General features: G+C 57.9%; 15 protein-coding genes. 9 read left to right on the forward strand and 6 right to left on the reverse strand.

Annotation, left to right across the window (positions count from 1 at the left end; translation table 11 throughout):
- Nucleotides 1–46 precede the first annotated feature (46 nt).
- Nucleotides 47–1,540 carry a polysaccharide biosynthesis tyrosine autokinase gene (locus ACJJV6_RS03260; protein WP_407709936.1) on the reverse strand — a complete coding sequence of 498 codons (1,494 nt, stop codon included), beginning with the start codon at nt 1,538–1,540 and terminating at the stop codon, nt 47–49.
- A gap of 228 nt (nt 1,541–1,768) precedes the next feature.
- On the opposite strand from ACJJV6_RS03260, the gene ACJJV6_RS03265 reads away from it, so the two are divergent.
- Nucleotides 1,769–3,058 carry an ISL3 family transposase gene (locus ACJJV6_RS03265; protein WP_407709387.1) on the forward strand — a complete coding sequence of 430 codons (1,290 nt, stop codon included), beginning with the start codon at nt 1,769–1,771 and terminating at the stop codon, nt 3,056–3,058.
- Between the two features lie 368 nt (nt 3,059–3,426).
- On the opposite strand, the gene ACJJV6_RS03270 is transcribed toward ACJJV6_RS03265, so the two are convergent.
- Both ACJJV6_RS03270 and ACJJV6_RS03275 read right to left on the reverse strand, forming a co-directional pair.
- Nucleotides 3,427–4,599, reverse strand: coding sequence for a glycosyltransferase family 4 protein (locus tag ACJJV6_RS03270; RefSeq protein WP_407709937.1), 1,173 nt, complete (start codon nt 4,597–4,599; stop codon nt 3,427–3,429).
- On the reverse strand, nt 4,596–5,255 hold the full coding sequence (locus ACJJV6_RS03275; RefSeq protein WP_407709938.1) for an acyltransferase: 660 nt from the start codon (nt 5,253–5,255) through the stop codon (nt 4,596–4,598). Before ACJJV6_RS03275 ends, ACJJV6_RS03270 begins: the two co-directional genes overlap by 4 nt.
- Nucleotides 5,256–5,536: 281 nt before the next feature.
- Here ACJJV6_RS03275 and ACJJV6_RS03280 point away from each other — a divergent pair, with 281 nt between their 5' ends.
- From ACJJV6_RS03280 to ACJJV6_RS03315, 8 genes are all read left to right on the forward strand, one after another.
- The gene (locus ACJJV6_RS03280) at nt 5,537–6,979 is read left to right on the forward strand and encodes a lipopolysaccharide biosynthesis protein (RefSeq protein ID WP_407710460.1); all 1,443 of its coding nucleotides are present in this window, start codon (nt 5,537–5,539) and stop codon (nt 6,977–6,979) included.
- Nucleotides 6,980–7,287: 308 nt separating this feature from the next.
- A complete protein-coding gene (gene gmd, locus ACJJV6_RS03285) occupies nt 7,288–8,316 on the forward strand; it encodes a GDP-mannose 4,6-dehydratase (RefSeq protein ID WP_407709939.1) in 1,029 nt (342 codons plus the stop codon).
- A complete protein-coding gene (locus ACJJV6_RS03290; protein ID WP_407709940.1) occupies nt 8,316–9,290 on the forward strand; it encodes a GDP-L-fucose synthase family protein in 975 nt (324 codons plus the stop codon). Before gmd ends, ACJJV6_RS03290 begins: the two co-directional genes overlap by 1 nt.
- A 47-nt stretch (nt 9,291–9,337) precedes the next feature.
- The gene (locus tag ACJJV6_RS03295; RefSeq protein ID WP_407709941.1) at nt 9,338–10,774 is read left to right on the forward strand and encodes a sugar transferase; all 1,437 of its coding nucleotides are present in this window, start codon (nt 9,338–9,340) and stop codon (nt 10,772–10,774) included.
- A 41-nt stretch (nt 10,775–10,815) separates the two neighbouring features.
- Nucleotides 10,816–12,129 carry a UDP-glucose dehydrogenase family protein gene (locus tag ACJJV6_RS03300; protein ID WP_407709942.1) on the forward strand — a complete coding sequence of 438 codons (1,314 nt, stop codon included), beginning with the start codon at nt 10,816–10,818 and terminating at the stop codon, nt 12,127–12,129.
- 484 nt (nt 12,130–12,613) lie between these two features.
- A complete protein-coding gene (locus tag ACJJV6_RS03305) occupies nt 12,614–13,999 on the forward strand; it encodes a DUF4012 domain-containing protein (RefSeq protein ID WP_407709943.1) in 1,386 nt (461 codons plus the stop codon).
- A 183-nt stretch (nt 14,000–14,182) separates the two neighbouring features.
- Nucleotides 14,183–14,788, forward strand: coding sequence for an LPXTG cell wall anchor domain-containing protein (locus tag ACJJV6_RS03310; RefSeq protein WP_407709944.1), 606 nt, complete (start codon nt 14,183–14,185; stop codon nt 14,786–14,788).
- Between the two features lie 201 nt (nt 14,789–14,989).
- Nucleotides 14,990–15,391, forward strand: coding sequence for a VanZ family protein (locus tag ACJJV6_RS03315; protein ID WP_407709945.1), 402 nt, complete (start codon nt 14,990–14,992; stop codon nt 15,389–15,391).
- Nucleotides 15,392–15,408: 17 nt separating this feature from the next.
- Here ACJJV6_RS03315 and galU read toward each other — a convergent pair whose 3' ends face one another.
- From galU to ACJJV6_RS03330, 3 genes are all read right to left on the reverse strand, one after another.
- Nucleotides 15,409–16,299 (reverse strand): UTP--glucose-1-phosphate uridylyltransferase GalU, encoded by an 891-nt coding sequence (gene galU / locus ACJJV6_RS03320; RefSeq protein WP_407709946.1) that lies wholly within the window; start codon nt 16,297–16,299, stop codon nt 15,409–15,411.
- Between the two features lie 116 nt (nt 16,300–16,415).
- Nucleotides 16,416–17,318 (reverse strand): nucleotidyltransferase family protein, encoded by a 903-nt coding sequence (locus ACJJV6_RS03325; protein WP_407709947.1) that lies wholly within the window; start codon nt 17,316–17,318, stop codon nt 16,416–16,418.
- Nucleotides 17,319–17,327: 9 nt separating this feature from the next.
- Nucleotides 17,328–18,905: a polysaccharide biosynthesis tyrosine autokinase gene (locus ACJJV6_RS03330; protein WP_407709948.1), complete on the reverse strand. Its 1,578-nt coding sequence runs from the start codon at nt 18,903–18,905 to the stop codon at nt 17,328–17,330.
- Between the last annotated feature and the right edge of the window lie 3 nt (nt 18,906–18,908).

The raw sequence follows: 18,908 nt of genomic DNA on the forward strand, positions 1-18,908 counted from the left end.
TCGAACCCGCAATATAAGTCCATGTGGCTGCCTACCATCTCATCTTTTATTGGCGGCGGCGATGCGTACTGGAAAGCGGGAAAACTTCGGCTGCCTCATCCTCTTGCGCGAGAGTAGCGCTGGCGTTGTCTTGCATGGAGCGGTTAGCGCCACCGCCTCTCCGTGACGACCCAGACGTTGCGTCAACCTGCTCATGGTTGCTGTAGTACGTGTATGTGTAAGCTTCCGGTCCCTTAGCCGGCAACCGGTTGAGCACTATCCCAAGCAGGTTGGCGTCTACCATCTGCAGCGCAGCAATTGACTTTTCGATGTCTTTCTTTCGAAGTTTCTGCGAGCCCACTACCAAAATCACTCCGCCCACGAACTGAGAAAGAACAGCCGCATCTGTTACCGGCAATAACGGAGGTGCATCGATAATTACAGCGTCAAAAGATGTTTCGAGCTGAACGATGAGCTGTTGCATCTCCTGGGAGCCGAGGAGTTCGCTAGGGTTCGGAGGTATTTGGCCCGAGGTCAAGACAAACAAGTCGTCGTCTCCCCACCCCTGGAGGAGGTCGGACACGTCGGCGGCACCAACCAGGGCGGTCGTAAGCCCCGCATTACGTTCGAGACCCAAATATTCACTGATCATTGGTCGGCGTAGGTCGGCGTCCACAAGACATACTGAACTACCAGCTTGTGCCATGGCGATTGCCAAGTTAGCTGCTGAAGTACTCTTACCCTCGCCAGGGAGCGACGAGGTTACCAAAACAGTCTTGGCATGCCCAGACACATTCGCAAACTGCAGATTGGTCCGCAGTTGACGAAATGACTCTGCTCTTGGGCTTTGAGACGGAGCCTGAGTAAGGAGCGGTTTCCGCACGGCACCCTGATCGAACGATATGCCTCCAAGGAGAGGTGCTTCGGTAACGGCACGCACTTCTGCTTCGCCGCGGATTCGGGTATCAAAGATCGTACGAAGGACTGCTGCAACTGTCCCAAGGACCAGACCGACGACAAGCCCCAGGAGTAGATCCATGCGCGTGTTTGGTTCGGAGGGTGACGAAGGCGCCTTGGCAGGTTTGATTATCGAAAGGCTGACCGGTGAGGGTCCACCGGTTCGGGGCTTCTCCAAACCGTCCACGACCTGCACCAGACTATTCGCAATGGATTGCGCGATGGCGGCAGCCTGCACAGGCGAATTATCAGAAGCAGAGATATTGAGGAGAACGGTATTTACATCCGTTTTGGCTTCAACCCGCCTGGCCAATTGTTCAGCGTTAATATCGAGACCCAAGGAATCGATTACCGGCTGAAGCACAACTGGGGACTCGACCACCTTTGCGTAGGACTGCACCCGGGCCTGGGTGAAGGTATTGCCTTGCTGGAGTTCCTGAACGGAACCAGCAGTTTGAGTCGCCACAAAGATTTCAGTGTCAGCCGTGTATGTCGGCTTTGTCAATAAGGCGGCTGCCCCGCCAGCTAAAAGCCCCGCCAGTGTGACGGCCAGCATCAAAACCCAGTTACGACGCAAGACACGCAAGTAGTCACTCAGGTCCAAACCCTGATCCCCCTAAATAGAAAGCTGGGTTCCGGTTGGACCCCCAGACTGGCCGCTGGCTTCGCGCCGGGGCTAGTCTACCGTCAGACCGCTCCCGACACAGAAGCGAGTAAACTGGCTCTTCGCGGTAGATGGTGAAACGCGTTCCGTGTCTTGAAAGCTGAAGGGCCCGCAGCCCTGCTGTGATGGATGTTCTCTACGCATTCATCAAGTCAGGAGCTACGAGCCTTGATCGAGCCTACTTCCCCGCGCCCAGATGCTGCCACCACCATCTTCAACTTGCCCGACTACCGGGTCACCGGCACCGAGATTCTTGCCTTCGGGCAGCGACGGATCCATGTCGGTTCAACCGCAGAGGCGGGCTGCCCGTCCTGCGGCGTGATCGGCAGTCGCGTACATTCCCGCCGGCCCCAGCGGCTGCGTGACATCCCCGTCGCCGGGCCGGTTGAGGTGGTCTGGGCAAAGCGACGGTTCTTCTGCGATGAGTACCTGTGCTCACGACAGACATTCACCGAAGAGACCTCCCAGGTCCCTCGCCGGGCACGGTCTACCAGCCGGCTTCGGGATGCCCTCGTGGCCGCGGTGATCGGGTCAGGGCGGGCAGCGGCGGAGGTCGCCGCTGCCTTCGGTGTTTCATGGTGGCTCGTCCAGAAAGCCCTGGACTCCGCAGCCCTCACCCTGCCTGATGTCGATGCCTTGGCCCCGCGGATGCTCGGCATTGATGAACACCGCTACCGGTCCGTGCGGTTCTTTCGCGACCCAGCCACCAAGGCCTGGAAACGCTACGAACCCTGGATGACCACCATTGTCGATCTGGACACCGGGCAGGTCCTTGGCATCGTGGACGGCCGCGACAGTGGCGGGGTTGGAGACTGGCTGTTCGCCCGCCCGCTGGAGTGGCGGCTTGGGGTGCAGGTCGTTGCGATTGACCCCTCGGCGGCGTTCAGAAAGGCCCTGCGGATGTGGCTTCCGCGGACCGCTGTCTCGGTCGACGCGTTCCATTTGGTCAAGCTCGGCAATGACATGCTCACCGAAGTCCGGCAGAGGCTCACCCAGCAGGTTCATGGTCGGCGGGGGCGCTCCATCGATCCAGTCTGGGCCAACCGGCGGCTGCTCCTCCGTGCTGGCGACACGCTCTCGGACCGGGCACGCGCCAGGCTCAGCACCGTGTTTGCCACCGACGACGCCACCGGAAAGCTGCAGGCCGCGTGGCTGGTCAAGGAGCAGCTCCGGGCCCTGCTGATTACCGGTTCCCTTGCAGACGCGGCCGTTGCCAAAGACCGCCTGCAGGTCTTGGTCGAACGGGCCGCTCAGCCGGAGACGAACCGGCTCTGGCGCACGGTCTGCCGGTGGTGGAAAGAGATCGAGGTCCTCATTGTCACCGGCGCGACAACCGCGAAAGTCGAAGCCAATAACACCGCGATCAAGCACATCAAAAGGACAGGCCGGGGATTCACGAACGCAGGCAACTATAAAACGCGTATCCTGTTGCGCAGTGCCGCCAGAACAGCGGCATGAACACCCATCACGGCAGAACATTCACCACGAACCGCGAAGAGCCAGTAAACTGGCTACCACGACTCGGAAAATGCATACACGTCTCAGTCCGTCGTGACTGCAAACTGATTGAATGCCTCCGCACATTTAGCACGCCCTGAGACTGCTAGGTTAACAGGGAGAGCCAGCGGGTCCTCACTTGAACGAGTAAACGATTCATGGGCCTCCCGTTCCGTGGACCAAGCAGCGTTTCAAGCTACCAGGGAGCTAGGAAAGCAAGGAGGCGACCGGTCCGAAGACAAACTGTTCGCCACGAGAGGCTCATCCCTCGCAGAATACCTTGAGTATATTAACCGGCCACACATCGAGGGCGCCCGAGACAACTTGCCTTACGTCTCCATACCAGCAGCAATATTTTCTCCGCTTGCTAGCTGTTCCAACAAACGAACGTATTGCCGTGCAACGACACGTTTGTCGTAGAGTTCCGCTACTTGTCTGCCCAACGCTGACCGCAACTGCAGTTCCCCTTCGTCGGAGAGGACTTGAAGAAGCGTCCGCGCAACCTCAGCTGGGTTATCTATGTCTACGAGAAGCGCGGCCCCTCGAGTTATCTCCGGAACGGCGCCGGAAGCTTTTCCCGCAATTACTGGAGTCTTTGCCGCCATCGCTTCGATGAGGACCATGCCGAATGATTCCTCACGACTGGTGTGCAGAAAAATGGACTTTTCTTCATACCACTTCCGCCGGTCACTGGGGTCGAGTTCACCTTCAAAAATAACGCCCTTGTCACACAGGTTTTCTATAGCCCAAGAATGAGCAGGCCCATTGGGCTCATATCCTGGACCCGCAAGAAATAGCTGATAACCGGGGTGTTCCTTTAGCACAATCTTCCAGGCCTTCAACGCCGTCTTAACGTTCTTGCGTTCGCTAAAACCGACATTTAACATGCCCACTCGACCGTTTTGTACACGGGGACCGATTTCAGCCGGGGCGGCCCACACGTCGACTCCGTTTGGTATCACGGAGCATTGTCGACGGTAGTACCGTCTCACTTTCTGAGCGAGGTAATCCGTAGGAGCAGAGAGTTCGCCGTTGAGCGATAGACACCAGATCTGCATCATCGCGCGCAAGTACCAGTAGGGGTGCTTGTTGTGTAGGGCGATGCTGGGACCCCAATCATGAACCGTCACAAGATTTGGAACGCCGGAGTTCCTGCTAGGAATCGCGAACTCATAGGTCCAATGGGCATGTATGACGTCAGGGTTAGTACAGCGAAGTGCCTGCGCAATCCACCTCCGCTCCTTGCGGAAGAAGTCTAAGGCGCGAGAACGTGCGCGTACTCTGGCAGGGAGAATGCGTATTTCCAGCTTCTCACCGATATAGCGCAAAGGCTCAGAAATGTCCGTAGCGGTTGTAATCAGGACCACAGAATGGCCCAAACCTAGGTACTCCAATATCAGCTCGGCTGTCCCAGGGAACGGGTACCCATTGCTATTTATCGGGCCATCTATATACGGCTCAAGCAGCGACAGCGTGGCGGGAGCACATACTGCTATCTTCACTCGCCTTCAGCCTTCAACAGTCGAATAGGCAAACACGGGTTGCCCGCGGCGATAACACCCGGGGGAATATCTTTAGTAACTACGGAACCTGCTCCAATTACAGAACCCTTCCCGATGGCAACCCCCTTCAAAATGATTGATCGAGCGCCTATAAAAACATCATCATCAATTCGCACCCGGTGGCTTGCATGCGACTGAGGAAGTCCGGCATTTCTTCGCTCTTCCACATTGAAAGGAGAAACAACATGATGGTCAGAATCAGTAATTACTACACCTCCACCAATCAAAACACGCTCACCAATTTCGATGCTCGTAGCCGCGCTGATTGTTGAGCTTGTAATTCCGGTTCTTTGCCCAATCCGCAAAATTGCGTTTGGCGTGAGGGTCTTAATGATATTGGCACCTCTCGCCTCTAAAGTATTATGACTAGCCAAAGCATTCATTATCACCTGGTCGCCGAGTATGACCTCGCTTCCCCTGAACACGTCTATTTGGATTGGTCCACGGATAGTTACCCCCTTGCCGAGCTGCAAGCCTCTCGATTTTGCTCTTGTGGCTGCGAGTGTATGCTTAACATCCCTTAAGCGCCGATACGTGAAAACCAAAATACTTTTTACAGAAAAAACCATAGTGAAGCGCCCCTGATTAGCATGCATGTTTCTAAACAGTGTACTTTGCCCGCCCAAACGGTTACGTATCGACATGGACACGTGAAACAGCATGTGGTTTTGGACAAGAAAGCTTTCATCGACGTGGACTCGATGAAGTTGACCACAGTCGGTCCTGGCACCTGATCATCGGTATTCTGAACTCAAACTTTCCAGTAGCTGGCCGGCCGGGAGCAACTGCCTCTCACCGTCGTGTCGGCGCTCTAGACAACTGGATTAGCTGGAGGGACATATCCGTATTGAGTACCTTCTCCTTGGCCGCTCGCGGCGTGAAGTGGATGTTGTTAGCACAACTGCTGACAAGTGGCGGGCAACTGTTGTACGCAGCCCTCACTGCACGCGCATTCCCGCCTGCGCTTTTTGGTGCGTTCACAGCCGCCCTGAGTCTTCAAGGCATCCTCACCTTGATGACCACAACCGGACTACCGTCCTTCGTACTAAAACAGAAACTTCTGTCTAGGCGGTCCGCAGGCCGCGTCAGGTGGATGGCCCTTGCAGGAGGAGCGTGTGCTTCGGGCCTTTTCCTTACCCTTATTTTCCCTTGGCTTCATGTGCTTGGAGCAACAGAGGGAACGATCTTTATACCCCTTCTTTTGGTCAGCCAACTCTTGGCTCCCATAGCTACCACGGAGTCATCGATACTGCGTCGAGAAGGGAAGAGCCATGTCGACGCTCTTAGCCTCGTGGGTGCGTTCACCGTCGCAAACGGTACAGGCGCATTCCTCATTGCGCGAACCGCTGAGCCCTGGACCCTCGGACTTGCCACCGCCGTATACCCTGCCGCGCTCTTCCTTCTGGCCCGCGTCTTGAATAACACTTCGCTACCCGTTGGAGAAGTATCGCAAGGATCTGTGTCTGAGATTTTGTCATTTTCGCGCAAAATCTCCGCTCAGAATGTGATCTTTTATATGCTGCAGCAAATGCCCAGTTGGTTCACTAGCGCTCGAGCTGGTACGGAGAGTCTGGGATACTTCTCACGGGCGGCGACCTTAGCCGGCATGCCCGCAGGTGCTGCATCAACGGGCATCAACAGAGCACTCCAACCGCACTGGCGTAAGCTTGGTGACGCGGAGCAAGCCGATCGCGTGATCAAGGAAGCCGGCATTCTAACGGCCGCACTCTCTTTTCCACTGTTCGGGCTCCTAGCAGCAAATGGAAAACAAGTGATTTATCTCTGGCTCGGACCGAATTGGACCGAAAGCGCGGATTATGTTCCCCTACTAGCGTTCTCATTCGGTCTAGCCGTTCCATTTGTGGTTCTGGCCAATAGCGCCGAGATGAGGGGGCTTTTTCGGCCCCTCCGGCGTGCACAGTTGGCGATGGCCGTAGGACTATGTCCTCCACTTCTTGTCCTATTACTTACTGGACAGGCTCTCTGGGCAGCCGGGGCATTGGCATTGTCTCAGTGCTGCGGCTTACTGACGTTGATCTGGCAGTTGCCATGGCACGACAAGAAGCAAATGCTCTCGACATTTGTCGAGTTGGGAAAGCAAATCGCCTGGGCTGCGGTAGCCGGCGGAACAGGCCTTTTAGTATCGCAACTTGTCATTGCCCGGGACTTTGTCCTCTTCGAGAGCGCCAGCGGAACACAGTTGGTTTTTGCCACTTTCGCCTGGGCGCTGGCGTGTTTGCTTACGTGGCGTTGGAATGGCGCCCGTACGATCTTAAAGGCCCGGCGCGCCTCCCGGCGCCCTGACAAAGCGCTTCTCTGACGGCCTCGGCTGGAGGCGCATTGGGCAAAGCATCAACCTTTTGCCGGTGATGGCGAGGGCGGACTCCATAGCTGGCACCTTGATCTTGCGTTTCACCCATACGACCGATCGCAGTTGCGCCACGCGTGCAGTCGTTCCTACCTCCTCAGGGGTCTTTACTGCCGTCGAATGTAGCGGCAAGGTTTCGGTGTCCCGGATCCACATACCGTCATCGGCTCTGTGGTTGCTAAGCAATCGGCTAAGATTCAGAGCGCGAACCAACCAAAAGGCACTCTCATCTGGACTGCCTGCACTAAATAGGGGGAAGAATGACCAAGCGTGCCTTAATTACTGGGATTACAGGGCAGGATGGTTCATATCTAGCAGAACTGCTACTGCGCAAGGGCTACGAAGTACACGGACTTATCCGTCGTGCATCCACCTTTAATACGGCTCGTGTGGACCACCTTTACGTCGATCCGCATGATCCCAACGCCAAGTTGTTCCTGCACTACGGAGATTTGAGCGATGGAGCCCGGTTGGTTACCCTTCTGGCTGATATACGCCCCAACGAGGTCTACAACCTAGCAGCCCAATCCCACGTTCGTGTTTCATTTGATGAGCCAGAGCACACTGGGGATACCACGGGTGTAGGCACCATAAGGCTGCTTGAAGCAGTCCGCATGGCCGGGATCGAGACTAGGTTCTATCAAGCCTCCTCGTCAGAAATGTTTGGTGCAACCCCTCCGCCCCAAAATGAGGACACGCCGTTTTACCCGCGCTCTCCTTATGGAGCGGCCAAGGTTTACAGCTACTGGATCACAAAGAACTATCGGGAGGCATATGGGATGTTCGCGGTAAACGGCATCCTGTTCAACCATGAGTCCCCCCGCCGCGGTGAGACGTTTGTGACTAGAAAAATCACGCGTGCCGTCGCTGCAATCAAGGCGGGAAAGCAGGACCTTCTCTACATGGGTAATCTAGATGCTGTACGTGACTGGGGTTACGCAGCTGAATACGTTGAGGGCATGTGGCGCATGCTGCAAGCCGATGAACCTGACGACTTCGTTCTTGCGACTGGCGGTGACTACACTGTGCGTGACTTCCTCCAGATCTCCTTCGAGCACGCTGGCCTCAATTGGGAAGACCATGTCCGCTTCGATGAGCGCTATCTGCGCCCGACAGAGGTCGATGCACTGGTAGGTGATGCGTCGAAGGCTCAGGAGAAGCTTGGGTGGAAGGCTTCAGTCCATACACCTGAGTTGGCTCGCATCATGGTGGAAGCTGATATTGAAGCACTGAAGCACGCTGGTAACCAGTGGATCGACACCGTCAATCTCGAAAGCTGGAAAAACTAGTGTCAGTCGATGTCACGTTCGAGCCTGCCCAGCTCGACAGAACAGCTACGTTTTATGTCGCCGGGCACCGGGGGCTTGTTGGATCCGCCATTTGGCGAAAGTTGCAAAATGAAGGTTTCATAAACCTGATCGGGCGCACTTCATCCGAGTTGGACCTTAAGGACCGTAACGCTGTAGTTGAGTTTTTCGAGCAAAACAAACCTCGCTACGTGGTTCTTGCCGCGGCAAAGGTGGGCGGCATCTTGGCCAACAACACCTACCCCGTAGACTTCCTGAGCGACAATCTGCGAATCCAGGTCAACGTTCTGGATGCCGCCCGTCAAGTCGGAGTCGAGCGCTTACTGTTCCTCGGCTCATCGTGCATCTATCCCAAGTATGCTGACCAGCCCATCACGGAGGATTCGCTTCTTACAGGTCACCTGGAACCGACAAACGATGCGTACGCCATTGCCAAAATTGCAGGCATCATGCAGGTGCAGGCTGTTCGCCGCCAGTACGGTCTGCCTTGGATTTCGGCGATGCCAACAAATCTGTACGGACCGGGTGACAATTTCTCCCCTGAGGGATCACACGTGCTACCCGCTCTTATTCGGCGTTACGACGAAGCAGCCAAAGCAGGCGAGATGGCGGTCACCAATTGGGGTACGGGCTCTCCGATGCGGGAATTCCTCCATGTAGACGATATGGCTGATGCGTGCCTCCACCTGCTCGAACACTACGACGGGCCGTCCCAAGTTAACGTGGGAACAGGATCAGACGTGACCATCAAAGAGTTAGCCTCAATCGTTGCGTCCGCAGTCGGGTATACCGGAGAGATCAAGTGGGACACGACCAAACCGGACGGGACTCCAAGAAAACTATTGGATGTCTCGAAACTGGCAGAGGCTGGATGGAAATCCTCCATCAAACTTGAGGACGGCATCCGATCTACCGTGGACTGGTACAGGAGAAATACTAGGAGCATTCGTAGTTAGCACTGCGGGTAATCGGGTTGTCGAATGCTCAAAAGTGGGGGATTTTTTTGAAAGAGGCGCGCGATTGGCGGTCCCAGTGCAGTCGCCAACTGAGACTTATTGATGCCTTCGTGATCGTCTGGGCAGTTGCCGGCGCTTATGTTATCCGTTTCGGCTGGGCCTCGGACTTCATGGGAGACGGACAGGACGGCGTCTACTTGTGGCTCTCTGTGGCGCTTGTCGTTACATGGTGGCTCATGCTCGGTGCCTGGAATAGTCGCCAGAGCCGGATCCTGGGCGCGGGGCCCGACGAATACAAGAGAGTGGCTGCTGCATCGCTGTGGCTATTCGGACTTGTGGCCATCGTCTCGTATGTTCTGCGTTTCGACACAGCACGCGGTTATGTCGGCGTGGCTTTGCCCGTGGGATTATTCGGTCTCCTCCTTGCGCGCTGGCTTATCAGGCAGCATCTGAATGTGAACCGACAAATGGGGCAGAGCATGTCCCGCTTGCTGCTGCTGGGTGGTCCAGGTGCCGTAGCCCACTTGGCTCGTTCGCTCCGAACTGCAAAACATGCTGGATATCTGCCTGTTGCTGTTTACACACCGAATTCTTACGATTTCGCATCTGTCGAGCCTGAATCAGGACTTCCAGTAGTTGGAAATTCTTCTGACGCCAAATCCATAGTCGAGGCAATAGAAGCTTGTGACGCGGATGCGGTTGCTGTTTCTGCTGGCGTGCAATTACACCCGCAAACTCTCAGGCATTTAGGGTGGGAACTGGCTTCGCGGAACATCGGTCTCATAATGGCTCCGGCACTTACCGACATAGCGGGGCCTAGAATACACACACAGCAGGTTGCTGGTCTGCCTCTTATTCACGTCACCACGCCGACTCTGGACGGTGGTCAAAGGGTGGCAAAACGGCTCTTTGACATGGTCGTATCTGCTTTCCTTCTATTGGTGAGCTTACCTGTCATATCGATCATAGGGACCTTGATCAAGTTGCATGATGGTGGTCCCGTTTTGTTCAAGCAGGATCGAGTGGGCATAGAAGGTGCTCAATTTAAGATGTACAAGTTTAGGTCGATGGTTGTAGATGCCGAGGAGCAACTCGAATCTCTCAAAGGCCGCAGCGACGGGAATGGAGTGCTCTTCAAGATGAAGGAGGACCCGAGGGTAACTCCTATCGGCCGTATACTCCGCAAGTTCAGTCTTGATGAGCTTCCCCAGCTCATCAATGTCTTGATGGGATCAATGAGTCTTGTTGGCCCCCGTCCTCCCCTTCCTTCTGAAGTAGAAGCGTACGAGCAGGACGTTAGGCGAAGGCTGCTTGTAAAACCTGGCCTCACGGGACTCTGGCAAGTAAGTGGCCGCTCTAATCTCTCCTGGCAGGACTCTGTACGCCTCGACCTTTACTACGTCGAGAACTGGTCGTTGGCCGGTGACCTACTTATCCTCATGAAGACCTTCCGGGCCGTTTTCCAAGGCGCCGGAGCCTACTGATTCTCTGCGGTTGGAGTACCACCCAGGGAAAGGACAATTTGATGCGAATAGCGGTTATTGGCTGCGGGTATCTTGGTGCCGTCCACGCTGCCTGCATGGCAAAATTAGGGCATGAAGTAGTCGGTATAGATATTGACAAACGCAAGATCGCGGATTTGTCTGCGGCCCGGGCGCCCTTCTATGAGCCCGGATTGGAAGACTTACTCCGAGAGGTCCAGGAGACAGGGAGGCTTTCCTTCTCGACTGATATGGCCGCCGCAAAGGGAAGTGCCGTCCACTTCATCTGTGTTGGAACTCCGCAGAAGAAAGGAGAGAATGCGGCGGATTTGACGTTCGTCGATGATGCGACGAATGGGCTCCTCGCACACCTCTCCCCCGGAGACGTCGTGGTCGGTAAGTCGACCGTGCCGGTTGGAACGGCAGCGCGTCTGGCCGAAACGATCAATGCTGCCCAGCCGGCGGCCCATTTGGTTTGGAACCCAGAGTTTCTGAGAGAGGGGCATGCAGTCGCAGACACTCTTCGCCCGGACAGACTGGTATACGGCGTAGATGGTGGTTCAGAGGAGCACGACGCCGTTCAAGTGTTGGATCAGGTCTATGCCGCTCCCTTGGCGTCGGGTACACCTCGCCTAGTTGCGGATCTGCCTACGGCCGAATTAGTCAAGACAGCGGCAAACTCATTCTTGGCCACGAAGATTTCCTTCATCAATGCCATGGCAGAACTCTGCGATGCTGCAGGGGCCGATGTGACCTTACTGGCTGACGCCATTGGTCTCGACGACAGAATCGGCCGTAAGTTCCTCAATGCAGGAATAGGTTTCGGCGGCGGTTGCCTTCCCAAAGACATCCGAGCCTTTATGGCGCGGGCAGGTGAGCTTGGGGCCGACCAAGCGTTGACATTTCTCCGTGAGGTAGATGCAATCAATATGCGCCGCCGAACTCGTGTTGTTGAATTAACTAGAGAGCTGTGCGGTGGGTCTCTCTTAGGGCAGCGGATTACTGTTCTCGGCGCTGCCTTTAAACCTGAGAGCGACGACGTGCGGGATTCGCCGGCACTGAGCATCGCAGCACAGTTGCAGCTTCAGGGCGCAGTGGTGACGGTCACAGACCCGGAGGCACTTCAAAATGCGGCTCGGCGCTTCCCCGAGTTACATTACGAAGACTCCATCGAGGTCGCCCTCCAGCGATCTGACGCCCTCCTCCTTTTGACCGAGTGGAGGCAGTATCGTGAGTTGGACCCCTACGAAGCGGCAGCACTTGTCTCCTCGCCCAAGATTCTGGATGGCAGGAATGCCTTGGACGCCAGTAAATGGCGTGCTGCCGGATGGACCTACCGCGGGCTAGGGCGGCCGTGACATGGAGTCTCCGAATCCGCTGAACATACAGGTAACGGGACAAAATAAGGCGGCGACTCGAGGCATAGTGCGAAAGCGACCAAGGAGGCTCCTTAGGATCGGCCTCTCACTCTTTGTCCTCGTTTTGCTGTTCGGGGGCGGAGCAGTTTGGGTGGCGTTGAAGGCGCATGCAATCAAGAATGACTTGGAGGCGGCTGCAAGCCTGATTCCTCAGCTCAAACAAGACATAATGATCTCTGATGCAAAATCCGCCAGGGAGACTGTCGCAAAACTTCGCACATACACTTCGGCGGCCCGGCAAGCCTCAGAGGATCCCTTATGGACACTTTCTTCTGGCTTGCCTCTGGTGGGTCCAAACCTGAGTGCAGTTTCCGAAGTATCAAGGTCAGCTGACGACGTCGCTAGTCTCGGTCTCAGTCCTCTGGTCAATGTGTACGGGTCTCTCAATTGGGACGCGCTTATGCCCAGCGGCTCCGGGAGCAACTTGGACCTCCTCAAGGCTGCGGCTCCAAGTGTTGCATCGGCCGCTTACAGCGTACGAGCTTCCGCCGAACGCTTACAAGGAATAGAGACCGACCGGCTCCTGCCGCAAGTGGCCGACCCTTTGCGTAACGCGACAGAAGAGCTGAGCCAAGCCACCAGCGCACTCAACTCCGCGGCGGACGCGGCGAGCATAGCACCTGCAATGCTCGGGGCAGATGGCCCTAAGAATTATCTGCTCATGATTCAGAACAACGCGGAGGCCCGTGCCTCGGGTGGTATACCGGGAGCGCTTGCAATTGTGACATTTGACCAGGGGAGGCTTTCCCTTGGGACGCAGAGTACTGCCGGCAATGTCGGGGCTATGTCGCCTTCCTTGACCATCGATCAGCAACAGCAGCAGATCTATACGACCCGTCTAGGCAAGTACATGCAGGATGTAAACTTGACTCCCGACTTCCCTACCGCGGCATCCACGGCCCAGGCAATGTGGGAAAAGAAGACCGGTCAGCGAGTGGATGGTGTACTCTCCATTGACCCTGTGGTACTGAGTTACATCCTCCAGGCCACCGGGCCAGTGTCAATCAGTGGTCCCGAATTGCCTGCCGTCGAAGCAGCTGGTCTGCCGACTCAACTCACCGGCGGCAACGTTGTGCCGACCTTACTCTCCGACGTCTACACAAGAATTCCTGAGCCCCAACTCCAGGATGTCTATTTTGCAGGAGTAGCCAAGGAAGTTTTTTCTGCGCTTTCCAGCGGGAAGGGCGAAGCAAAGGGACTTATCACTGGTATTACCCGTGGGACGGAGGAAGGTCGCGTTCTCGTTTGGTCGGCGGATCCTACACAGCAGTCAGTCCTGAACAAATACCCCCTCAGTGGATCGGTGACCGGACCGAGCGTTGCCCCAGCCCAGTTTGCTGTCTATTTCAACGACGGGACAGGTGCAAAAATGGATTACTACGTGAAGCGGACCGTTCAACTAGTTAAAGAGTGTCCGGTCGAAGGATACGAACAGACAACGGTTCGAGTTACGAGCACGAATACTGCCCCTGCCGACGCAGCCACATCACTGCCTGCTTATGTAACCGGAGGCGGCGACTTCGGCGTGCCACCAGGGTCCGTACAAACCAATGTCGTTGCTTACGGGCCGGTTCAGGCTTACATTGAGACTGCCAAAGTTGACGGACAAAAGACGGACTTTGCGTCACACGTGCATAGCAGTAGGCCGGTAGGCGTTTTGGCCGTGAGACTTGCGCCGGGAGAAAGTAGAACTACCGAGTTCACTTTCGGCAAGATTGTTCAACACACGGAACCTAACTTAGTTGTCACACCAACCGTCCAACCTGTAAAAGATGTGATCTTGCCCACGAAAAACTCGCAATGTCGATAGCGCTTTCACCATTCCCGTGAACACTATGTAAACCGATTGGATTGAGATTGCTCACAGCGAAGAGCAGATGGTACGGTCTTTATTGGGATACATGTCCGTAGTTCTGCACAGGGTCTCGTGCGGAGGGGAATACTCCCCAACATCGGGTACATCAAAAAAACTTAAACGTCTCCGGGGGGACACATGAAGAAAACACTTGCAGCACTAGCACTTGCCGGTTCAATCGCACTTGTAGGCGCAGCTCCTTCAATGGCAGCCACCTACCCCGCTCTTCCGCCGCAGGCCGCCGTTTCTGACGGCGTTGTTGGCCCGGGGGAAGACTTCATTTTCAGCGGCCAGGGCTTCCTCGCCGGCGAAACCCTCACCATCACCGTCACACCGGGCCAGGCCCCCGCTTCGGACGGCGCGAGCATCGCCGGTGGTGCTGCCGTAGCGGCCAAGATCAACGTCTACCTCGCTCCGAGCACTCTCAGCACCACGGCTGACGCGCAGGGCCGGTTCTCTCTGCCCATCGCGATCAGCGAAGCAGGCTCCTACTCCATCACAGCAACCGGTAACACCTCCGGCGTTACCGTTGGTCCCGTGACCGTTACGGTTGCCGCTTCCCTGGCCAACACCGGCGGCAACGCTGGCGGTGCGCCTCTGGCTAACACCGGTTCCGGCCTGGCCAACACTGGTGCCGACTCCGGCTTGGTCCTTTGGACCCTGGTTGGTGCTGGCGCCCTGGCTGCCGGTGCAACTTCCGTTGTGGTTGTACGCCGCCGCGCCAAGGCAGAGGCTGCTGCCTAACAGCATCACTCGCTAACACCGAAGAAGGTGGGTAGTCTCCGGAAAGGAGACCACCCACCTTCTTCGTTTAGGGTTTCGACAAGCTCAACCACCGGGCTCGACACGCTCGACCACCCCCTCTCTACAATCGCAACCACCGCCGTTCTAGGTCATATGAGACTTCTGCACAATCGTCGCTTCTGGCGAGTCACACTCGGCGTCATGCTCATTCCCCTAGCTTTCATTGCCTTTTGGCCAAGCCCAGTAGATCAACCCGTTCAGGGACAGCTCGCCGACGTTCTGCGGTTCCTCCACAACCACGGAATTCCCCGGTGGTTCAATTACAAGTTCGTTGAGGCTTCTGCCAATGTGGCACTCTTTGTTCCCTTTGGAGTAGTCGCTGCTCTTGCATACCCCGAAAAACGTTGGTGGCAGTTGGCGGCTTTCGGTTTACTCGTCTCTAGCTGTATTGAACTTGGCCAGCTTCTGTTTCTCCACAACCGCTTTTCAAGCCCCGGGGACCTGGTGACAAACACTTCAGGAGCAGCCATTGGTGCCCTGCTGGCCGCTCTAGCGGTTAAACGCTTGGAGGTCCGCAGCCTCTCGGCAGCGGACCTCCAATAGGCAAGAACAGCTAACCGCTAGTTAACAAAGCCCTTCATCCAGGTCTTCAGGTCCTCACCGAACTCGACGCGCTCGGACGCCAGCGTGATGACTGCCTTGAGGTAGCTCAGCTTGTCTCCGGTATCAAAACGCCGGCCCTTAAATACCACGCCGTAGACTCCGGAGCCCTCGCCCTCACCGGCAGCGAGGGTCTGAAGGGCGTCGGTCAGCTGGATTTCGTTGCCACGGCCGGGCGGAGTGTTCTCGAGAACGCCGAACACGGACGGGTGCAGCACGTAGCGGCCAATCACAGCCAGGTTAGACGGAGCCTCGCCCACAGCCGGCTTCTCAACCAGGCTGTTCACGCGGACGTAGTCTTCGCCCTCGATGGCGGTGATGTCCGCACAGCCGTAGGCACTGATCTGCGAGGGATCCACCTCGATCAGGGCGATCACCGAACCGCCAGTCTTCTGCTGCACCTCCATCATGGTGCTCAGCAGGGTCTCGGCCTCGTCGATGAGGTCATCGCCCAGCAGGACGGCAAATGGCTCGTTGCCCACGTGCTGCTTGGCGCACAGGACAGCGTGGCCCAGGCCCATGGCCTCGCCCTGTCGGACATAGTGGATGGGACCCAGTTCCGAGGCGTACTGGATGGACTCCAGGCGCTCCTTGTCGCCCTTCTCCTCCAGCACACGTTCCAGTCCAGGAGCACGGTCGAAGTGGTCCTCCAGGGCACGCTTGCTGCGGCCCGTGATCATCAGGACGTCGTTGAGGCCCGCGTTGACGGCCTCCTCCACCACGTACTGGATGGCCGGACGGTCAACCACCGGCAACATTTCCTTCGGCATCGCCTTAGTGGCGGGCAGGAAGCGAGTTCCCAGTCCGGCAGCAGGAATGACGGCTTTGGTAACAGCTTTCCCCATAGTCATAGGTGAACCTTACAAATCAGCAGTGGACGATGGCAATTTTGTGGGGTTTCGACAACCTTGGTTTCGACAGGCTCAACCGCCGGAAGCTGGGTTTCGACAGGCTTGTTTCGACAAGCTCAACCACCGGAGGCTAAGTCCCGCGCGATCTGAGGAAGGGCGCGGAGGAAACGAGCCCATCTTGCCCGGTGCTGCGTGACCTGCCCGCGCCACGACATGTCCGCATAGATGTTTCCGCTCAGGAAGACCTGCTTCTGCGGGAAGACGGCCAGCCACAGAAGTCTTGGCTTGTCCTGCCAGGGGGCCTGGCAGATCGCGAGGAGCCGGGCGCTGCCCGGTTCCTTGGCGAGCAGGCGGTTGCGCCACTCCGTCGACGTCGGCGGCCACGCCACGGCATGCGGATCCTCAAGGAGGTCCTCGAGGAAGGGCCGCACAGCGGCCAGGGAGCCTGTGGCTGCGGCGATACGCAGGATGCCGGGCGCTTGTGCTTGGCGCCGGACCAGTTCAGCCATGTACGCGAGTTCTTGCCGGCAGGCAGGCAGGTGTGGTGACCGGAGCGCATGCAGTGCCAGGATCAGGATTGCGAGAGCAGGCGACGGAACCCGTATTGTCTGCCCTGCCAGATCAAACTCTCCCGTGTGAGCCCACATCGCCTCGAAACACTCGGCGGGGTCAGCCTCCATCCCGGGAAAGCGGAAGTGGACGTCGATGCAGCACGGCCACTCCAGGTGGTGAAGGGTGACAGCGTGTTTGGGAAACGTGGTGGTGTCCGGATCCACGGGGCGTTGGCGCCAGCCGCGCTCCCGCAAGCCCTGAAGCACGACCTCAAGGCCGTCAGGGTCCACGAAAACATCCACATCGGCTGATGTCTTGGGCTGGCGAAGCCCTTGCATCACACTGGCAGGCCCCTTGATGAAGAAGGCGCGGACGCCCACGCTGTCGGCTACCCTCGCCACCAGGGCATGAGCCAGCAGCACCCCCTCCGAGATGCTGAGTTGGGCGCTGTCGGTTTGGTCTGCCACAGACACCGCCTAGCCCTTTGCCCGGCGTCCGCTCAGGGCAGCTTCCACGGCGCTTTCCTCTGGCGCAGCCACCACGGGGTGCGCGGGCTGGGGAGCAGCTGCAGTCATTTGGGCAGGAGTGGAGGTGTACGTGCCGTAGTAGGAGTACGCGTCCGTCCCGCGGGTCGGCACGTAGTTCAGGACAGCACCCAGCACGCGGCCCTTGACCTTGTCCAGGTTCCCCAGGGACTGGCCCAGCTGCTCCTGCGTGGTCCTGCCGGTCCGGATCACCACGATGGCGCCGTCCGCCACGCGTGAAAGGACGGCAGCGTCCGTCACCGGAAGCAGCGGCGGGGCATCGATCAGGACAACGGCATCTTCGGCGAGGGTAGTGAGCATGGTCTTCATGGCCCGGGATCCGAGCAGCTCGCTGGGATTCGGGGGTATGCGGCCCGAGCCGAGGACTGACAGGTTGGGCAGGGCGCCCCAAGGCTGCAGGACATCGTCAAGCTCCGCGGTGCCGGTGAGGACGTCTGTGACTCCTGCGCCCGGCACCAGGTTGAAAACGTCCACCAGCGTGGGCCGGCGGAGGTCGCCGTCGACCACCACCACGTTTTCGCCGGCCGCCGCCATGGTGACGGCGAGATTGGCGGTGACGGTGGACTTGCCTTCTGCCTGGACTGAGCTGGTCACCACAATGATCCGCGGCGGCTGGTCCACGTCCAGGAAGCTGAGGTTGGTGCGGAGCTCGCGCAGGGCCTCGGCCATCGCTCCCCCGGCATCGTGGATCTGCTCCGCGGTGCCCGTATCCAGGACACTGCTCTTACCGTCGAGGCGGCGGTCCGCGGGAAGGGTGCCGATGGCGGGGACCCCGAACAGCCGCTCGATCTCGGACGCCTGGCGGATGCGGCGATCGAGCTGCCGCCGGACCACGGCGTACGCCATGCCGAGCGCCAGTCCCACGAGTGCGCCCAACGCCAGATTCAGCTTGGTGTTGGGGGACGACGGGCTGGTGGGCAGGACAGCCTTGCCCAGCGGAAGCACCCGGACAGCCGTAGCCGTGGCACCCGCCGGCGTCCCGACGTCGGGCGTTGCCGCGGCCCCGGACTCGACGGCGGCCTGGGCCGGCGGCACTGTCTCAATCGCTTCCACCTGGGCGGCGAGGCCATTCACCCATGCGTCCGCCACGCGCTGTGCCGTGGCCGGATCAGTCGACTCGGCTGTCACCCGGATCTCGGCGGTGTCCAGCGGGACCTTCACCGTGACGCTGCCGAGGAGGGCGTCAGCCGTGGTGTCCAGCCCCAGGGCGGCGATGACGCGGTCCGCCACGAGCCGCGACTTCGCCACGGACTCATAGTTCTTGACCTTGGCCTTGGCGAGACTGTCGCCGGCGAGCGAAAGGCTGACGTTGTCAGAGCCGGGCGTCACCACGATGCCGCTGGAGTCCGAGGAGTAGATCTTGGGCTGCAGCACGGTCCAGCCAAGCGCCGAGAGCGTGGCCAGCAGGGTGAGGGCGACAATCCCCTTCCAGTACGCCCGGATCACGCGGAAGTAGTCCGTCAGGTCCAGGCCGGGAGGCGCTTCAGCGGCGGCAGCTGGTGTGGTCATGGT

The sequence above is a fragment of the Arthrobacter nitrophenolicus genome (genome assembly GCF_045833485.1).
In the GTDB taxonomy this organism is placed as follows: Bacteria; Actinomycetota; Actinomycetes; order Actinomycetales; family Micrococcaceae; genus Arthrobacter; species Arthrobacter nitrophenolicus.

Coding starts and splice junctions, on each gene's coding strand:
- galU (WP_407709946.1), bottom strand. CDS start 16,299: ATGACTATGGGGAAAGCTGTTACCAAAGCCGTCATTCCTGCTGCCGGA.
- ACJJV6_RS03310 (WP_407709944.1), top strand. CDS start 14,183: ATGAAGAAAACACTTGCAGCACTAGCACTTGCCGGTTCAATCGCACTT.
- ACJJV6_RS03275 (WP_407709938.1), bottom strand. CDS start 5,255: ATGCATGCTAATCAGGGGCGCTTCACTATGGTTTTTTCTGTAAAAAGT.
- ACJJV6_RS03315 (WP_407709945.1), top strand. CDS start 14,990: ATGCTCATTCCCCTAGCTTTCATTGCCTTTTGGCCAAGCCCAGTAGAT.
- ACJJV6_RS03300 (WP_407709942.1), top strand. CDS start 10,816: ATGCGAATAGCGGTTATTGGCTGCGGGTATCTTGGTGCCGTCCACGCT.
- gmd (WP_407709939.1), top strand. CDS start 7,288: ATGACCAAGCGTGCCTTAATTACTGGGATTACAGGGCAGGATGGTTCA.
- ACJJV6_RS03330 (WP_407709948.1), bottom strand. CDS start 18,905: ATGACCACACCAGCTGCCGCCGCTGAAGCGCCTCCCGGCCTGGACCTG.